The 16,116-nt window shown below is 49.9% G+C and carries 18 protein-coding genes; 6 read left to right on the top strand and 12 right to left on the bottom strand.

The features are described 5' to 3' along the window. Nucleotides 1-101: 101 nt before the first annotated feature. Entirely contained in the window at nt 102-398 is a 297-nt protein-coding gene (locus ACQ4MZ_RS01390) for a YciI family protein (RefSeq protein ID WP_430842216.1), read from the bottom strand. A gap of 140 nt (nt 399-538) precedes the next feature. Between ACQ4MZ_RS01390 and ACQ4MZ_RS01385 the strand changes: the two genes are divergently transcribed. Next, the gene (locus ACQ4MZ_RS01385) at nt 539-934 is read left to right on the top strand and encodes a hypothetical protein (protein ID WP_430842214.1); all 396 of its coding nucleotides are present in this window, start codon (nt 539-541) and stop codon (nt 932-934) included. On the opposite strand, the gene ACQ4MZ_RS01380 is transcribed toward ACQ4MZ_RS01385, so the two are convergent. From ACQ4MZ_RS01380 to ACQ4MZ_RS01360, 5 genes are all read right to left on the bottom strand, one after another. After that, nucleotides 931-1,158, bottom strand: coding sequence for a hypothetical protein (locus ACQ4MZ_RS01380; protein WP_430842212.1), 228 nt, complete (start codon nt 1,156-1,158; stop codon nt 931-933). The genes ACQ4MZ_RS01385 and ACQ4MZ_RS01380 overlap by 4 nt on opposite strands. Nucleotides 1,159-1,238: 80 nt before the next feature. Beyond that, nucleotides 1,239-2,060, bottom strand: a complete 822-nt coding sequence (locus ACQ4MZ_RS01375; RefSeq protein WP_430842210.1) for an outer membrane beta-barrel protein — start codon at nt 2,058-2,060, stop codon at nt 1,239-1,241. Nucleotides 2,061-2,068: 8 nt separating this feature from the next. Beyond that, entirely contained in the window at nt 2,069-2,785 is a 717-nt protein-coding gene (locus ACQ4MZ_RS01370; protein ID WP_430842208.1) for a hypothetical protein, read from the bottom strand. Nucleotides 2,786-2,862: 77 nt separating this feature from the next. Then, entirely contained in the window at nt 2,863-4,032 is a 1,170-nt protein-coding gene (locus ACQ4MZ_RS01365) for a prolyl oligopeptidase family serine peptidase (RefSeq protein ID WP_430842206.1), read from the bottom strand. A gap of 176 nt (nt 4,033-4,208) precedes the next feature. Then, nucleotides 4,209-4,397: a hypothetical protein gene (locus ACQ4MZ_RS01360; RefSeq protein WP_430842204.1), complete on the bottom strand. Its 189-nt coding sequence runs from the start codon at nt 4,395-4,397 to the stop codon at nt 4,209-4,211. Between the two features lie 255 nt (nt 4,398-4,652). On the opposite strand from ACQ4MZ_RS01360, the gene ACQ4MZ_RS01355 reads away from it, so the two are divergent. Then, nucleotides 4,653-5,186 carry an RNA polymerase sigma factor gene (locus ACQ4MZ_RS01355; protein ID WP_430842202.1) on the top strand — a complete coding sequence of 178 codons (534 nt, stop codon included), beginning with the start codon at nt 4,653-4,655 and terminating at the stop codon, nt 5,184-5,186. Continuing rightward, on the top strand, nt 5,186-6,721 hold the full coding sequence (locus tag ACQ4MZ_RS01350; RefSeq protein ID WP_430842200.1) for a hypothetical protein: 1,536 nt from the start codon (nt 5,186-5,188) through the stop codon (nt 6,719-6,721). The genes ACQ4MZ_RS01355 and ACQ4MZ_RS01350 overlap by 1 nt, the downstream gene beginning before the upstream one ends. 103 nt (nt 6,722-6,824) lie before the next feature. Here the strand turns inward: ACQ4MZ_RS01350 and ACQ4MZ_RS01345 are convergent, their stop codons facing one another. The 6 genes from ACQ4MZ_RS01345 to ACQ4MZ_RS01320 form a co-directional block, all read right to left on the bottom strand. Next, nucleotides 6,825-7,967 carry a DUF3179 domain-containing (seleno)protein gene (locus ACQ4MZ_RS01345; RefSeq protein ID WP_430842198.1) on the bottom strand — a complete coding sequence of 381 codons (1,143 nt, stop codon included), beginning with the start codon at nt 7,965-7,967 and terminating at the stop codon, nt 6,825-6,827. Between the two features lie 229 nt (nt 7,968-8,196). Next, complete coding sequence (locus ACQ4MZ_RS01340; protein ID WP_430842196.1) at nt 8,197-9,414, bottom strand: MFS transporter; 1,218 nt, start codon at nt 9,412-9,414, stop codon at nt 8,197-8,199. 5 nt (nt 9,415-9,419) lie between these two features. After that, entirely contained in the window at nt 9,420-12,206 is a 2,787-nt protein-coding gene (locus tag ACQ4MZ_RS01335; protein ID WP_430842194.1) for a TonB-dependent receptor, read from the bottom strand. 36 nt (nt 12,207-12,242) lie between these two features. After that, complete coding sequence (locus tag ACQ4MZ_RS01330; RefSeq protein WP_430842192.1) at nt 12,243-12,815, bottom strand: carboxymuconolactone decarboxylase family protein; 573 nt, start codon at nt 12,813-12,815, stop codon at nt 12,243-12,245. A 183-nt stretch (nt 12,816-12,998) separates the two neighbouring features. Continuing rightward, nucleotides 12,999-13,619: a carboxymuconolactone decarboxylase family protein gene (locus ACQ4MZ_RS01325; protein WP_430842190.1), complete on the bottom strand. Its 621-nt coding sequence runs from the start codon at nt 13,617-13,619 to the stop codon at nt 12,999-13,001. Between the two features lie 97 nt (nt 13,620-13,716). Continuing rightward, a complete protein-coding gene (locus ACQ4MZ_RS01320; RefSeq protein WP_430842188.1) occupies nt 13,717-14,274 on the bottom strand; it encodes a hypothetical protein in 558 nt (185 codons plus the stop codon). 510 nt (nt 14,275-14,784) lie between these two features. Here ACQ4MZ_RS01320 and ACQ4MZ_RS01315 point away from each other — a divergent pair. Genes ACQ4MZ_RS01315 through ACQ4MZ_RS01305 form a run of 3 tightly spaced genes read left to right on the top strand, consistent with a single transcriptional unit; the run spans nt 14,785 to nt 16,108 of the window. Next, entirely contained in the window at nt 14,785-15,219 is a 435-nt protein-coding gene (locus ACQ4MZ_RS01315) for a hypothetical protein (protein WP_430842186.1), read from the top strand. A gap of 14 nt (nt 15,220-15,233) precedes the next feature. After that, nucleotides 15,234-15,662 carry a hypothetical protein gene (locus tag ACQ4MZ_RS01310; RefSeq protein WP_430842184.1) on the top strand — a complete coding sequence of 143 codons (429 nt, stop codon included), beginning with the start codon at nt 15,234-15,236 and terminating at the stop codon, nt 15,660-15,662. 14 nt (nt 15,663-15,676) lie between these two features. After that, nucleotides 15,677-16,108 carry a hypothetical protein gene (locus tag ACQ4MZ_RS01305; protein WP_430842182.1) on the top strand — a complete coding sequence of 144 codons (432 nt, stop codon included), beginning with the start codon at nt 15,677-15,679 and terminating at the stop codon, nt 16,106-16,108. Nucleotides 16,109-16,116 lie beyond the last annotated feature (8 nt).

Below are 16,116 nucleotides of genomic sequence, written 5' to 3'. Positions count from 1 at the left end.
AATGAACTGATTTTTCAATGTACTACTTCCCCGCAGCTACCGGCTATGCCAAACCCCTCTAAATAGTAGATCAAAACGCATATCGCAACATCCCTGAACTATCAGGCCTTCCGCACCGCACCGATACGCATTGGCGCCAGCTCATAGGTACATATTCCCGCAGCAATGACAGGATCTTTCTGCGCAAGCTCATTGGCCTCCTCCTCTGAAGCAACCTCCATAATGGCCATTCCAAAGGCGCCTTTCGGGTCGAGGACCGGGCCGAACAAAAGGGAAGTGCCCGCGTCGGTGAGCATGGTCCAGTAGTCGATGTGCTGCAACATGATCGTCCGCTCAGTTTCGGACATATCAAGATGGTAAGTAGAGCGTGGGGGAATGAGTCGGAAGAAAAAATACATAGCAGAATAGATAAGGTGGTTCGGTGAAGTAACTTTCCTCCCTAAAACTACTCAAAAACCTCCGTTCACTAACTGTTTCTTGCCATTGCGCCTTAGCTGCCGCAATTTCGTGAGTCTTTACACTATCTCAAGAAATGGGAATGCTCACACTTTACACGATCGCTTCACTCGCTTTTGCAACAGTTACGCTCTTCGGTAGTAGCAAATGGATGCTGGTACGCGAAAACAGGAAATTGAAACGTGTGCTGAAAACCGGGAGAGAATATGAGGCGCTGATCCTCGACGCCCGGCCTATCAGACCTTCCATCTTCAATACAGAAAACATCCGGTTGAAAGTGCAGATATTGGCGGAGAAGCCACTGGTCGTGGAGTTTGATTACGATGCATCCTATCCCGAATGGCGCGAATTGGTGGCAGGAAAGGTGATCACGGTGGATATCGACCCGGCCGATCCGCATAATGTCCTGATCATCCGCAAATCTTCGCGGACATCGAAACCATCTTCTACCAGCAATAGCGCGTTACTGGCTCTCTAAAGAATGATCATAATATCCGGATTGGGCCGGTCGTTTTTGTCGAGGTATTCCCAGGATACAATGTCTTCTTCCGGGTAAATATTGCCGGTATCCTCCGGCCCTTCGTCTCCAATGGCTTCAACAAATGCCTTCGAAGCCTTTTTGTAAGTTCCTTCACGGGGAACGCCATTCATATCGGTAAACAAAACCAGCGATTGGTCTTCGGGGAGTTTTCTCTCTTTCATTATGCCATTTTTTAATGTTAAAAGAAGGCATTTCTACCTTCTTTTACCTGTTCACCGGCAAATTTTATGCCTGCGGCCGGTTAATGGCCAAAGACCAACCCGAGCGTCAGTTCCAGTCTGGCCAGACTTTCATACTCGCCTTTTTCCAATTGCACCGTTTCTTTCCGGCCTCCGCTATTCACATTTACCTTCGAAATGGTCCCGCTCAGCACCGAAAAGTTCAGGTATAGTTTCGAGGCATCGCTCATTCTCATGCCATACCCAATTTCCAGCCCCACACCCACAGTTCCGCCGGTAATGCTTACCGGCGCACCGTTGCTATTCACCTGATCTTTATATGATTGGTAACCCATATTCGCGCCTATGTATACGTCGCTTCCCGACTGCAGGACCAACCTGTTCAGTGCCGACACGGCGAAATAGTTGAGATTAACCCTATCCTGAAAACCGGCGTTTTTGAACTGGTAATGATTGTAACTGTACTTCGCCCCTAATCCGAACGGCTCGGAAATGAAGTAATGAATATCCCCGCCTAGTGTATAGCCCGACCTCATTTTCTTCAAATAGCTCATCGCGCCCGGGGATACCTGATCGCTGACCCTTGCGACACGACGTGAATAGCCTCCATGAAAACGGTACTGCCAGCGATTGAACACCGGCTTTGAAACGATTTCGACAGGCTCATGATAAAAATTTGTGCGCTTATCCGCGATGTCGCTCGTGGCCATGAGTGTTTTTGCCGGCACTCCGAATTTATTGTAGGTGAAATACACAAAATTGCCCTGCTCACGCGTGATTTTGCACCGAATCGAATCACCCGACGTTGTTACAATAAGGTCCTGGGCATGTGCGGCCGCAATCCCGATCAGACAGACCAGGAATGTGAAAAGGAAGTTCTTCATCGGAGGGCTTATTTACGTTTTTTACTAAAGTATTCGGCTTTACCTGTCCGGCTATCGACCAGGTCGAGGGTCGGACGGCCGACGACCACGCCCATTCCTACTCCGCACCGGAGATAGTAGGTGCGCCCTTTTCTGATATCGATGGGTACATAGGCCTTCGACTCCGTTTTAGCCCAAAGCTCCTGCGCTCCCTCCGTCCGGATTTCAATTTTCTGGCGGAATTTGTTCGTAACCCGGCATATGACCGAATCCCCAAGGCTCAGATTATAACTAACCAACGCCCCGGCTCCTCCATTACGATAAACATAGAGAATAGCATGGTCGATCAACGAATCGGCTTCGGTTTCGACCTGTTTCAATACCGCGATCTGATCGGGGCTAATCCGTAAAACTTCTGCGGTGATGCGGTGGCAGGAACTCATAAAATCCGGAGTCTTGTGTTCGATAACCCGCACCGCATTACCACCCGCTTTGCGGGCCTCCTCTTTGGCTTTTTCGAGTACCACGGTGTAACTGCAATTGGTTGTCATACCGGCATCACCAACCTTCACAGTCCCCAGCACTTCCGCCAGGCCTATACCCACCGAGTCTTTGGGAAGCACCCAAACCTCTTCATTGTAATTAAGCGGCTGATATTTTTGAGAGACATTCGTCCGGATTTTTGGAGCGCACCCGGCGATGAGCAGCAACGCGAAAAGCGACGCGATCGTAAACTTTTGAAACATAAATACTGATAGGAAATAGAGGTAAATAGGGATGTTCGGTTACTTAGAGCCAAATCTAATTTAAACCGTTGCACGTCTCAAAACTTCCTGGCAAACCGGACAAAATTGCCCCAATCATAGGCCGTCATGTTATGCTCGCCCTCACGATTGTGATAACCAAAATGCGAACCGATGACTGGCTTATCGATTCCCGGCGGGTCTTTGGGCAATCCCGATTGGATCTTGTACAATGCATACACCGGCTCAGCAGCCTTCAACGCGAGAAACGTCCCTTTGGGATCGGCCCAGAGGTCTTTGGACGCATTGGTGGCGTATACGGGCCGGGGTGCGATGAGCGCGATCAGCATGTGCTGGTCTACCGGCAGCGCATTTTCCCTGTCATTGTATTTTTTGTAATTGTTGTTAAACCAATGTGGGAAAGTAGTGTTGATCCGGCTGATCCGCTCGCCAAATTGGCGCCGCGCCAAAGCTGCACCGGTATTGCCCGAGCAGTTGGTAATGCAAGCCGCAAAGCGCTGGTCCTGCGCAGCCGCCCACAACGATGTTTTACCACCCCTCGAATGCCCTACTACTATCACCTTTTTAGCATCGATATCTTTGTCGGTTTCAAAATAATCCATCACGCGGCTCGCGCCCCAGGCCCAGGCCCCTATCGCCTTCATGCCATTATCCTTTTTCAGCTGTTCGGGGTAAAGTTTTTGCAGAACGCCATTCATGTAAGTGTCTTTATTATCGGGCGCGAGGTCGCTCACATGGAATGCGGCGATCGCGAAACCGCTGTCTATGACCATTTCGGCAGGCCAGAACTCGCTCTTTTTCGCCCTTGTCGGATCGGTATTCTCTTTTCCGCGGTTGTTAATCAGCAAAAACACCGGCACCGGCTTCTTGGCCTGGACAGGAACAAAAAGGACCACGTTGATCTGCACCGAGTTCCCTTTTCTGAAAACGGTGATACCTACCTGTTTCAAAACCGCCTTGCCAGCCATTTCCGCACCGTCGTCTTCTGTCAGTGCATAGCGGATGCTATCGTAGTCCGTAGGCATTTGCCCGTAAATATGGTCTTCAAACAGTTTCAGGACTTCCGGCCTTCTCAGCTTCTCCCATTTTTCTTCGTTACGGATTGTTTTCCCCGAGGTGGTTTTCAGTACATCCGGTAAGATGTAATGCGGAACTTTCGCTTCATCGTAATTCTGGGAAAAAACCGGAGAACCAGCCAGCAGGATCAAGAAAAGGGCTATTCGTTTCATGTGAATTAGTTAGGCATCCATTTCAAAATAAAACGCGCAATTAACTGGTATTTACTGACAAAGCACATCTTAATCGAATTCTCTGAACATTTTTTTAAAAGAGACCCAACCTTCCGCCCTCCCTCCGTAGTTTATTTTATTGACAGGGTGGCCACCTCATTTATATTTTCTAAATTTTAAACACTGATGGTCATGAGAACAGAAAAATGGCTGGTATTATGCGTTGCATTGTTGTTAATCCAGCTGGTCGCCTGCGAACGGGGCAAATTGGAGGAGAATGCTCCGGTACCGGTTTCGGCGAGGATGGGGAGTGATAGTGCGAAGCTCGACAGTATTCCCTTGGATACTATCAGAACAGACAGCATTTGGAATGACAGTATTAGAAATGACAGTATCCACAAGGACACAACCCTCCGGGATAGCATTATCGTCGACAGCTCTTTCTCCGATACCCTTGGAGCCCGACGCCGATCCATTGCTTCAGGAGCTTTGGCACGTCTCAAAACTGTTCGTTGAAGGCAGGTATGAGCGATTTCCGTAAATGTCGTTTTTAACGTTTCAATGAAACAAAACAAGTGTAGCCGGCGTCAAACATCGCTGGCTACGCATCTCGATACTCATTGGATACATTACATCATACACTGGCGGGTTGCAGGCGACGGGAGCGCCAGAGTCAGGAAAAATTGTACCGGCAATTTTACCCTGTCCTGTTTGCGCTTTGCAAGAACTTTTTTGAAGACAAACATGACATCGTCACGGCGATCAACAATGGTATGCTGAAAGTATTCGCAAATATCGACCAGTACGACTCGGCCAAAGGCGAGTTTTTCAGCTGGATGTACACCACCGTCCGCAATGCTGCACTCACCATGCTCCGCGACCGGAGAACACAGGCGTTTGATTATGTGGAAATCGAGGATAAGATGGGGTTTGTTGCGCACGAAAACCCTTTTGAACAGCTTTCGGGAAGCGATATTCGCATATACCTCATGCAGCTGCCGGTGGCGACACGCCGTATTTGCAGCTTGTACTACATGGATGGCTTTTCGGTGAAAGAAATAGCCGGCTCACTGGCCATCAACGAAGGCACCGTCAAATGGCATTTAAGTGAGAGCAGGAGCAGGTTGAAAATCATTTTTGAAAACCTTCTGTGATGAAAAGGAACGACAAACATATCGACAAGTTTCTCCGTGACCCGCTGCCGGAACCCGAAATTCGGGCGGACGACGCGTGGGCAGGCATGAGCGATATGCTGGACGCCACGGCAAACGACGAAATGAATAGCGTAAAATGGCCGGCACAGTTCTGGAAATCTTTGGGAAGTTTCAAAGGATTATTCATAGCGTTCTCTGCAGCAGTGACTGTTTCGGCGGTAATTGCATTAATTGTTTTTAATAGCAATAAAGCTGAATACCGGCAAATCGCACCATCAGGGATTCCTTCTGAACATAGAAATACCACAGATATTGGAAACGCTAATCCTGTCACCGAACAAACAAAAACCGCTAAATATCGTGCGAACACCGCCGTCGACAGAGATGCTAGCTCTGAAACCGACCGGGCAAAAATCGGAACCGGCAGCAGCGAAAGCTCTGTAAATGGCAATCACCCCGAGCAAAAAGCCTCGGAACTGATCACGGCGAGGCGTATCGAATCGAAGCTGAAAACTCCCGATCATGCAGGGCCCGCTCATGTCTCCTCGTATACGCGCAGGCGTAACGCACATTCATCCGCTGCGCCCGAACGCAACGCGCGAATTCACAAGGTCGACGATCAACCCGATATCTCATCACCGAATACTCTTGCCCGATCCGAAAACGCCGGTAGTGCCCAAAAACCAACCGAATTTTCCGTTGTCAATCGGGCCAATACGACCTCTGTTAGCCATGAAAAAACATCGTCTGCTCCGCCCGCAGGAAGTTTGCTCAATAGCCTCGAACCACTTCGCGGGCATTTCATGGGTTCTCCAAGCGATTTAGGCAAACTTGTTCGGAAACCGGTACTGAATGAAGCCCAACCGAAACCAAAAGAGCAAAAGTCTATCTTTACAAATCTGCATTTCGGCCCTGAATGGAACATCACGCGGTCGGTGGTCTCGACCAATTATATGCTCACCGGAGCCGACAGCGCGAAGCATCCGTTGCGACTAGCGATCCCTGGTGTATTCGTTTCCAAAAGTTGGGACAGGCATACTGCCACCTTTATTTTCAATCCCTTACATTCCTATTTCGGCGACAAAGAGCGCGTCGGCCAGCGGGTTGACTCGATTGCAACGGCGGACTCAACCTACCGAGAAATTTATCGCAATACCAACTTCATTAAAGCATTTGGGCTGAATTTTTCCCTTCAATACCAATTTCAGATGACCCGCGGATTATCACTGGTAGGCGGCCTTTCGTATGCCCGGTACTCGTCGGCATTGCTTCGAAAAGAAACCGACTATGCAAACGGCACAATCGTCGACGGATCGTATTTGACAGCAAGAGGACAGGACGCATTGAGGTCGTATATCAACCCGGAGCAATGGAGCCTTCGTGTAGGAATATTATTCTACTCCAGAACAGTCTTCAACAACCGCTTGCAAACTGGCTTAACAACTATCATACCTCTTTCAAATTTGTCATTAGGTGGGTTCAAGAGCGTCAAATCCCCTAATTTTCAGATGTCGATAAGATTTTTGATAAGATGATTGACGCCCCGTGGACCGGAATCATTTCGCGGTTATTTCACCAGCGCTATGCTTCCGGATGTCACAGCAGCGGCCGCGAAAACACTCATAGCCGGTACCGAACTTAGTACTGTTCGGTACCGGGGTGGAAGATGCGCCAACTATGCCAGAATTCCTGGTAAGCGTTGAGGTGTTTCAGATCGTTGCCAGTGCCGGTGAGGCGTTTGCCCAGTAGATTGTAAGTACTGGTTGGAGTGATAATGGTGTCGTTTCTTAGGGTGAACGGCTCGTTAATTCCCTTATCGAATGCGAAAAAGCTGTTGTTGTCGGCGCCGAGCACCAATGCTACCGGCACATTACCGACCTGGTTATTGATGATCCGCTCTTTTTTGAGACGATTCCAATCAAATGCCTTGGCCTTGCCACCCGCCTGAATACCTACTATCCAGGATTTGTCTTTCCAGGATAATGTATCGGTCTTGGTGAGCGCAGATTTTCCGCGGCCGGATTCGTAACGGCTCATGGAGTCGTATTTGACCTGGTACACAGGATCCGGCTGCATGACTTTACTATTTGGGTGCAGTTTCAGCCATTGGCTCAATGAAGTTTGCGTGCTGGCGAGTTCGGGAAGCATTTTGCCTTTCAGCGGACCCGCAATCGCTTCGCCATTAGCTTGCCGCCACCAGCTGCCTGTTTGACTATCTTCGAACATCGCATTGAAGTGGTCCATTCCTACCAGGCGGAACACCTCCGGTTTGCCATCCACCGTGGGCTCGAAAACCCGACCTGTGCGGCATACCGTACAATAAGTAACCATAATAGGTTTTCCCCCAAGGACATCCCGCACCTGGTGATGGTAACCAATATATTGGATCGGATACGCTTTGGCTTCACCATTGGCCTCCACGCCGATCACCAACCGATCCATAGCCACTTTGTTGGTAGCGGCATTGTGCTGGATTACCTGCGAGGGCTGGTAAAACATCGTATCTGCGGCCATTTCAAAGTTGGTCGCGTAGACAATACCTGCGGCAAGCAGCACCATAATGGCAGGCAGCCATTTCCTTTTACCTGAAAACACTGCGAACCCACCGGCGACGATCATCGCCCAGAACAATATCCGCAACGGCCAGCGCCAGGTATGCAGGATATAAGCGGCGTCGATACTATTCATCCGTTGGCTGCCCGGCATAGGCATGATAAAATATACCTTCGCTATCTCATAAAGGATAATGCCAACAATACCTAAATAGAAAAGCTTCTTCATATATAATACCCCAAATAATAGTCAGATCACAAAAAGGTGCAGAGCACCGCAAGATTTGTAGGTGCAAAGCACCGCAAGATTTGTAGGTGCAAAGCACCGCAAGATTTGTAGGTGCAGCGCACCGCAAGATTTGTAGGTGCAGAGCACCGAAAGATTGAAGAAATGGGTTCGCCAGGCGGCGAACCCGTTTGCCTAATATATTAACCTATGATAATACGCATAATCCAACTCATTTGCTTCTGAATGTGACAAACAAGGCCACCAGAAAAGGCAGTGAGAACACCAGCAACGCATTCCCAAAACCTCCGAGTACCGTCACAAGAGAGCCAATGAAAAACACCGCCGTAGCGGTAAAAAACCGGCCGACGTTAAAACAAAAACCGGTAGCCGTGCCACGCACCGCAAATGGGAACAGCTCGGGAATATAACTCGACAAAGCTCCCTGGCTGATCCCGAAACAGAATGCCAGCACGGCTGTTTCGATGTAGATAATATTGGAAAATGAGCGGTTAGTGATAAACAGCACTCCGCACATCACCACGCAGGTGGCAAATGTGGCCAGCAAGGTATTTTTCTTACCGAACCGGTTCATCAGAATCCCCGAAAACACCCCGCCGGTAATACCGCCCATTCCGAGCAGGATCATCAGCATGCCCCGCTCTTTCTGCCCGTCCTCCCCGCTTGCGAGCAACGACTGTGCCCACGTAGGAAGCCAGGAGAATATCCCCCAAAGCCCGATCAGTACAGCACCGAAAATCAGCGACCCGCGGATCACATTCGGTAGATTTTGAGCATCGAAGATTCCTTCCTGACCATTTCTGACTGTCCTGACACCTTTCCACCGGTCCGACTCCGGCAAAAGCAGGAAGATCAGCAATGCAGCGGCAACCGGGATGAAGCCAATGCCGAATGCCGTGCGCCAGTTTGAAAACAACAGATTAAGACTCCCGGTAGTAACAATACCGATGGGAAAGCAAACGGCCAGAACGCCCAGGACCACCGCGCGGCTGCGGTCCTCCCATATTTCGGAAATGTAAACCGTCGTGATCAGCAGAACGCCGCCCACGCCCATGCCGGCAGTGAAACGGATAGCCAACAATGAGTACCAGTCGGGAACAATGGTAACGAGGCAGGTCGAAATGCCATACAGCGCGGTAACGAGCGTCAGGGATTTCTTCCGGCCGATGCGGTCGCTTACCACACCGAACAGCAACCCGCCGCACATCCAGCCGTAGAGGTAAACTGCATTCACATAAGCACCTATTTCGCCCAGCTCCGCCTCGCTCACTGCCGAACCTTTCAGCTCCGGAATAGCCACCGGCAGGTACACCGACATCAGCGTCGATACCGTGCCGCTCAGCGTGTAGGCCACCACGCACAGGATGAACGCAAGCCATTTCTGGCTGACGCTGATCGGTTCCACACGTTGTATTTCCAAAGTTTCCATAGCCATTAGCGGAATAGTTCGTCGAAATTCAGACTTACATAATACAGTCCACCCACTGCCGGCGAGCCGTAAGCTTGCACGATGTATTTGTTGGTAATATTGGAACCACCCAGTTTTACAATCGTTTTCAGGCTGGGAATGCGGTAGCTTACCTGTGCATCGAGTAAATTATAGGCATTCACACGACCCGGACGCATTTCGGTGAACGTGCCGTACCAGTCGAAAGCCTCCTGCCAGTGCCACGCCACATTGAAACCGAGCCGGTCGGTCAGGCGCGCATTGCCGAACATGACGTTGGTTTTCCATTTCGGCGTATTAAAAGCCGGGATATTGTTCGGATCAGCATCGCCCATGTTGAAATCGATCCAGGTCGCATTGGCCGATACTTTGTAATTTTTAGGTAAAGAGTAAGTCAAACCGGCGCTGACACCCTGAATGGAGACTTTATCTTTGGCATTAGTATACAACTGGTACAACTGCCTCCCCGCCCCCAGCAATTCCATCGCAGCCGCCTGGTTCACCGAGCCGTCCGCCGCCAGGATATTCGAAGGGGCTGCCGCAACTACGGTATTGATAATGAAGTCGGTATACTGGCTGTAATAGTAATTGACATCGAATAGTAATTGCTTAGCGATCAAACCCTTGTAACCTACTTCATAACTTTTCACCTTTTCGGATTTGATATAAGGCACATCCGATTTTACCAGTTTGCTTTTGTTGTTGGCCACGGCCTGCGGGAACGGAATACCCTTTGCCATATCCGCTCCGAATGCCGAAGCAAATTGCGAAAACGAAGCGATCGTCACCGAATTGGTATACGCATTCATACCCTCCGAATTCACGGGCGCGCCGCCGAGGATGATGATCGGGCCGACATTCAGCTTAATATACTGATCGCCGATGGTCGGGTTACGGAACCCCGTCTGGTAAGATGCGCGGAAATGGTGGTTTTCATTGGGTGAGAAAACAGCGGATGCGCGCGGCGTGAACCGTCCGTCAAAGTTCTCATTCTTGTCGTAACGGCCCGAAACGGTCAGTTTCAAACGATCTTTCCAAAGGGATTTCGAAGCTTGGGCAAATACGCCGTACTCCTCGTTGGTGAGGTTTTTATCCTTATCGTCGAAAAGAGTCCCGCCCGTGTTGAGGAAATACTTCCGGTAGTTACCGCCGACCTGCAAATTGATCACTTTCAGCAGCGAACTGAAATCATACATTCCTTCTATGTGATTCAGGCTGCATTGGCTGAGAATGCCAGCACCAGCCAATCCGCGTGTTTTGATCAACTGATCCTTGGCCGAATCGAAAGCTTCGGCCCCTGGAACGATACGCCCCTCGTCGGCGAATGCGCGCGCTGCAGCGTGGTTCTGTTGCGTCACTCCGCCGACCGCGCCGGTGTAAGCAGCCGCATACCTTGCAAACCAGGTCGAATCGGCCTTGTTCGGCGCCACGGTGTTACCCGCCAAATCCTTCACCCACGTGCGGTTGATCTGTTGCCCCAATGCACGGGTGTTGTAAGAATTGGTCGAATACTCATGGTTCGTGTAGGCACGCACGTAGAAATTACTTCCGCGGAGTTCCAACCGGTGCTGGACGAATTTGAAATCGTTGATCACAAACCGGTTCGAGCCGGTGTATTGTGCCGTACCCTGATTGAAGTTACCCTGATAAATGGCTTCCAGCTTGTCGGTAAAGCGGTAATGCAATGCGCCGCTCAGTTTCAGGCTGTAAACACCGTAAGTAGCCAGGTCCTTTTCCTCATAACCCGTGCGCGACACACGACCGATGTTCGGCAATGTCTGCGCCACCTCGTCGCCATAAATGTTCAATGCGTTGCGTCCAGGGTTGTTCGGACCGCGGTTTTCAGGATTGGTGTTAGGGTCAATGTCGGTGTAATCATTGGCATACCAGTCGGTGCCTTTGAGGTACGATGCATTGACTTTGAATGCGAGTTTGTTGTTGAAGGCTTTCGCGTATCGGATGGCCAGGTCATAAAGCGGTTTCGCGCCAAGGCCGGTACCATCGCCGATGTGGTTGATGCCGAACTTGGTCTGTACGCTCACTCCCTGGTATTCAAATGGATTTTTGGTGCGTGTATTGAGCATTCCGTTGAATGCGATCGGGCCGTATAATGCGGAGGCCGCGCCGGGGATCAGTTCCGCGCTTTCGACGTCGACGTCGTGCGGACCGAACAGGTTACCCATCGCGAAGCCCAAACCGGAAGGTTGGTTATCCACGCCGTCCACCAATTGCAAAAAGCGGCTGTTGCCCGTCGTGTTGAACCCGCGGGTATTGATTTGTTTGTATGTCAGACTGCTTGTCACCATATCGAGCGATTTCAGATTGACCAAACCATCGTAAAAATTGGCGGAGGGCGTCTGCTGGATAGCGCGGGAATCCATTTTTTCGATGCTCACCGGCGACCGCAGAATGCTTTCTTCCACCCTTGAAGCCGTTACCACCACCTGGTTCAGCTCTTCGATGGCCGGTACCAGATTCACCCGCAGCCCCTCCGAAGAAGCCACTTCTTTTTCCTGCCTTGCGTAGCCCACGAGCGAGATGATCAGCGTGGTTGGTGTATTGGTTTTTAGTTCAAAATAACCTTCGGCATTGGTAATGGTACCGGTATTCCTGCCCTTGACAGAAACCGACACCCCCGAAAGCGGTTTCTGCGAATCGTTGTCAAAAATATGTCCCGATACTTTCGTCGCCTGCGCCAGCGCGCTCGGTGTCGCCATGCCCGCCGCGAAACACAGGTTCATGATGAGGTAGAGGATGGGTAAAATTCTCTTCATAGGTTAGGTTTTATAGAAGTTCGATTCAATAGGTCACTAAGGTTGGGTTTGCTTTTTCAAATGATCATAGCCGTTCGGCAATCGGTTGTAACCGTGGTCCACTAAACGTTGGCCCAGGCCGGTGTAAAATTGCGGGTCGGCCGGCGCGACGGTCGCCATACCATCGACATAGCGGTTGTAAAGACAAAAAAGTCCGGCAATCAGCACTGTGTCGTGAATTTCCGTATCCGAGGCGCCTTGTGCTTTCGCATTCGCAACCGATTCCGCCGTTACCGCTTTGCCGCTCACCTGTACCTGCTTCGCGATTTTCAGTAATGCTTTCATTTTATCAGACACCGGCGCGGCGTCGATATCCTGTTTCATGATCTCGCAGGTTTCGTTTTCTCCCAACAGCAAATCGGCCGCAGCCGTGTGCGCAGCGGTACAAAACCGGCATTCATTGTTATGCGACACAATGGTAGCGATCAGCTCGCGTTCCGCGGGCGACAGCGAATTCTCGCCCCGCAAAATGAATTGCGTCAGGTGGCGTATAGGCTCAGCCGTTACGCGGCTGTATTCCAGCAAGCCCGTAATCCCGGGCAAATGCTCCGGAAGTGGTATATGTGGCATGGTACATTGCTCCTTTTGTGTAAACGATCTGGTAGTTTTTTGTCAGGGATGGTCAGGGATGGTCAAGGATGGTCATGAGTTGTCAGGAATAGTCAATACATGACTACACATGACTATACTTGACTATACTTGACTACATTTGACTACACTTGACAACGCATGACTAAAAATGACCACACGCACCTACACTTCAACTGCATCTTGCTTGACCGGAAACCGCACATACCCCGTAAACGCCATGCGTTGCCCCATTTCGCGGTACGCCTCGTTTTCTTGCGGCGCCCAGGTACCGAGCCCATCCACATAGCGGTTGAACATGCAGAACGCCGCGGCGATCAGCACCGTATCGTGAATTTCCTTGTCACCGGCGCCCTCCGCACGGGCCGCTGCGATGTCCTCGTCGGTCACAGCCTTGCCGCTTTTCTGCACTTTGGCGGCGATGTTCAGCAATGCGCGCAGTTTGGATGAAATTTCGATTTGCTGAAAGCCGTTTTTGATGTCGTCGATCAGGCTCAGATCATAACCGAGGTGTGCCATCGCTGCCGAACCATGCGAAGTATGACAGAAATGCGTATCGTTGAGCAGCGACACATAGGAAGCGATCAGTTCGCGCTCGCCGCTTGTGAGCGGCGATTCGCCGCGCAGCAGCGTTTCCGCCAGCCATTGCAGCGGGCCAGCCGTTTCGGGCCGGAAGTTAAAGAGGCCGACGATGCCGGGCAGCGATTCATCGGGTAGAGCAATATGCGCCATTAGAAAGAAGATTTCTGGGTTAGTAAATCGGTCTTTCCTCCTGGATACGGGCATTCACGTATGCAACGGCATACATACACACATCACATCGACGCGCGTAACGTACACACATGAACGTTCTGCATTTTCAGGAAGAATAAAGAAAGATGAACTAAGCCAGGTCTGGCGGCGGAGATGGTATGGAGTAATATCTTTCAGGCAAAATAGATCTGACAGGAGATTGCAGAGCCAAATGTTTCGATGGCTCCCATTCCAGCACATAAAATACATACTGGCGACCGGCGGTCATATATTCTTTGAGGAAATTCTTCAAAATGGTCGAATGCGCATCGCTTTGCGAACCGGTTGCATGGCCCGTCACCTGATCGTTGATCTTCGAAGCGAGATCCGAAAAGCGGTCGCGGGCAGTCTGGTCGAACTCGCAATGCACGTACAATGTATCGTTGATCAGTTGCTGACTTTTCATTTGATAGAACTGCCCCTCATGCTCGATCTGCCCCTGGACAGGCTCCGGCGCGTCCCAGTTGGTCTGGTACGGCACTGCCACTGGCACTTTAATCACAATATCCGCAGAACCGGCCGCCTGCTCCACCAGGTCCTTCCCTGCCGCACTGATGGTATGCCGCTCCTCCGACAGATAGACTATCGAATAGCCCACCATGTTGTAAAGCAACAGCCCCAGCAGCAATATGGAAATGATCCTGCGCAATGTTGAAATATTAAAATTTTGTGCGGTTTGTACAAATGTAGGAAAACAAGTGAAAAAATCATCGGACCGCTATTTAAAAGTTTCAGCAATAACGGTTTCGGGCGTACCACTCATCTTCTGACGGAATTGCCGTATCCGGTTCAAGGAAGCAGGGATTACAGGAGGTACGCAGGAAGACGAATACCTATATGCACAACCGTTACATAACACCTCATTTCCTACCACTTGATAATCAGTCATGTACCTATGATCATTTCTCCGATTTTCATATTCAATTATTCAAATATCTCCTTGATATTGTCCCAAATATCGCACTCCAACACACCCGTCTGGGAAAAATAAACACAGGAATAAGGGGCAAAAACCACTGCCTTGTACGGTCATGTCTTGTCTGATATCAATGCCCGTCCGCGGGTGCTGATATCGGTGAATAGGACGGAAGAAAAGATGCAGGTCTTCCAAGCCTTACGTTGTGCATTGCTCGAAATTTTAACCAAACACACATTAACCATGAAAAGAAACATTATTTCCTGCGCCAGTGCATTGTTCTTCCTGGCTGTTTTCAGTTGCGAGCGTGATAAGCCTGATCCGGAATGCAGGGATGCTTCGTGCTGCGGACCAACTTACAACCAATATGTGGAAAGTATAAAGGATGTTTCGGTACATCTGATAGGATCCCCAAATGGTTCATCCGGGGCACTTCGGGCAGCCATAGCATATCCGTCCGACCCCAAAAACCCGTACAGATCAAGGTACTTGCAAGTTTGTCCAAATTCGAGGGGCAAAGTGAAAGGGTTCAGCCCGGACGCCGAATTTAAGGATACCACTGCCACGGAGTACATCTACCGGGTTTCAGGAAAGGTATTCGCCGACGTCGTAAATCCAAGGTTAACAGCCACCCCGGTCTTGTCCATTTACATCGACACATTTGAAAAAATCAACTAAAACACGCCTAACTCATGAAAAGAAAAGTGATTTCCTGCGCCAGTGCATTGTTCTTCCTGGCTGTTTTCAGTTGCGAGCGTGATAAGCCTGATCCGGAATGCAGGGATGCTTCGTGCTGCGGATATCCCTGGGAGTATGCACGATACATTCAGGATGAGCCGGTGTCATTAACTGGCCCTCCTTATTCCCTCTTTTATTCCGCTCGATTTACAAAACAATTGCCTAGTAAGGAGGCCGGTGCACCGTTTCCTACCAGTGAAGCTAGCATTTGTCCAAAGTCGCTTTACAGAATTGAAGGATTCCCATTGACACATCGAAGCAAGGCCACTCCAGATTCATTTCCTTACCGTGTGTCAGGTAAACTCCTGATACTTAACAACAGAGGACCTTTCTACAACCCAAGTTTTGCTCTCTACATAGACAAAATCGAAAAAATCAATTAAAACACACCTAACACATGAAAAGAAAAATGATTTCCTGCGCCAGTGCATTGTTCTTCCTGGCTGTTTTCAATTGCAAGCGCGATGAGCCAGATCCGGAATGTAGGGACGCTTCGTGCTGTCTTCCCTTTTTCAATGCGTATGTGGAATACATCCGAGACGAACCCGCGTCGTTGACAGGCCCGCCTTATTTTTCCAATTACGGTTTTCAATTTTCCAGAAAGTTCCCTAGTCGACCTCTACGCAAGGGTTATGTCACTGATCTATCTGACATCTGTAACAAGTCTCTTTATAAAATCCAGGGACTTCCATTAACGCACAAGAATGTGTTCCCAGCGGACTCGTTTCCGTATCGCGTTTCAGGCAAGCTTGTGGATTGGACTCAGGAAAAACTTGTCGATCTGCCAATCTTCACTTTATACATCGATAAAATCGAAAAAATCAACTAAAACACACC

This window comes from Dyadobacter sp. BHUBP1, assembly GCF_050587785.1.
Taxonomy (GTDB): domain Bacteria; phylum Bacteroidota; class Bacteroidia; order Cytophagales; family Spirosomataceae; genus Dyadobacter.
The sequence above is the reverse complement of the archived record's forward strand: the minus strand, read 5'-3'. Positions and strand labels throughout refer to the sequence as shown.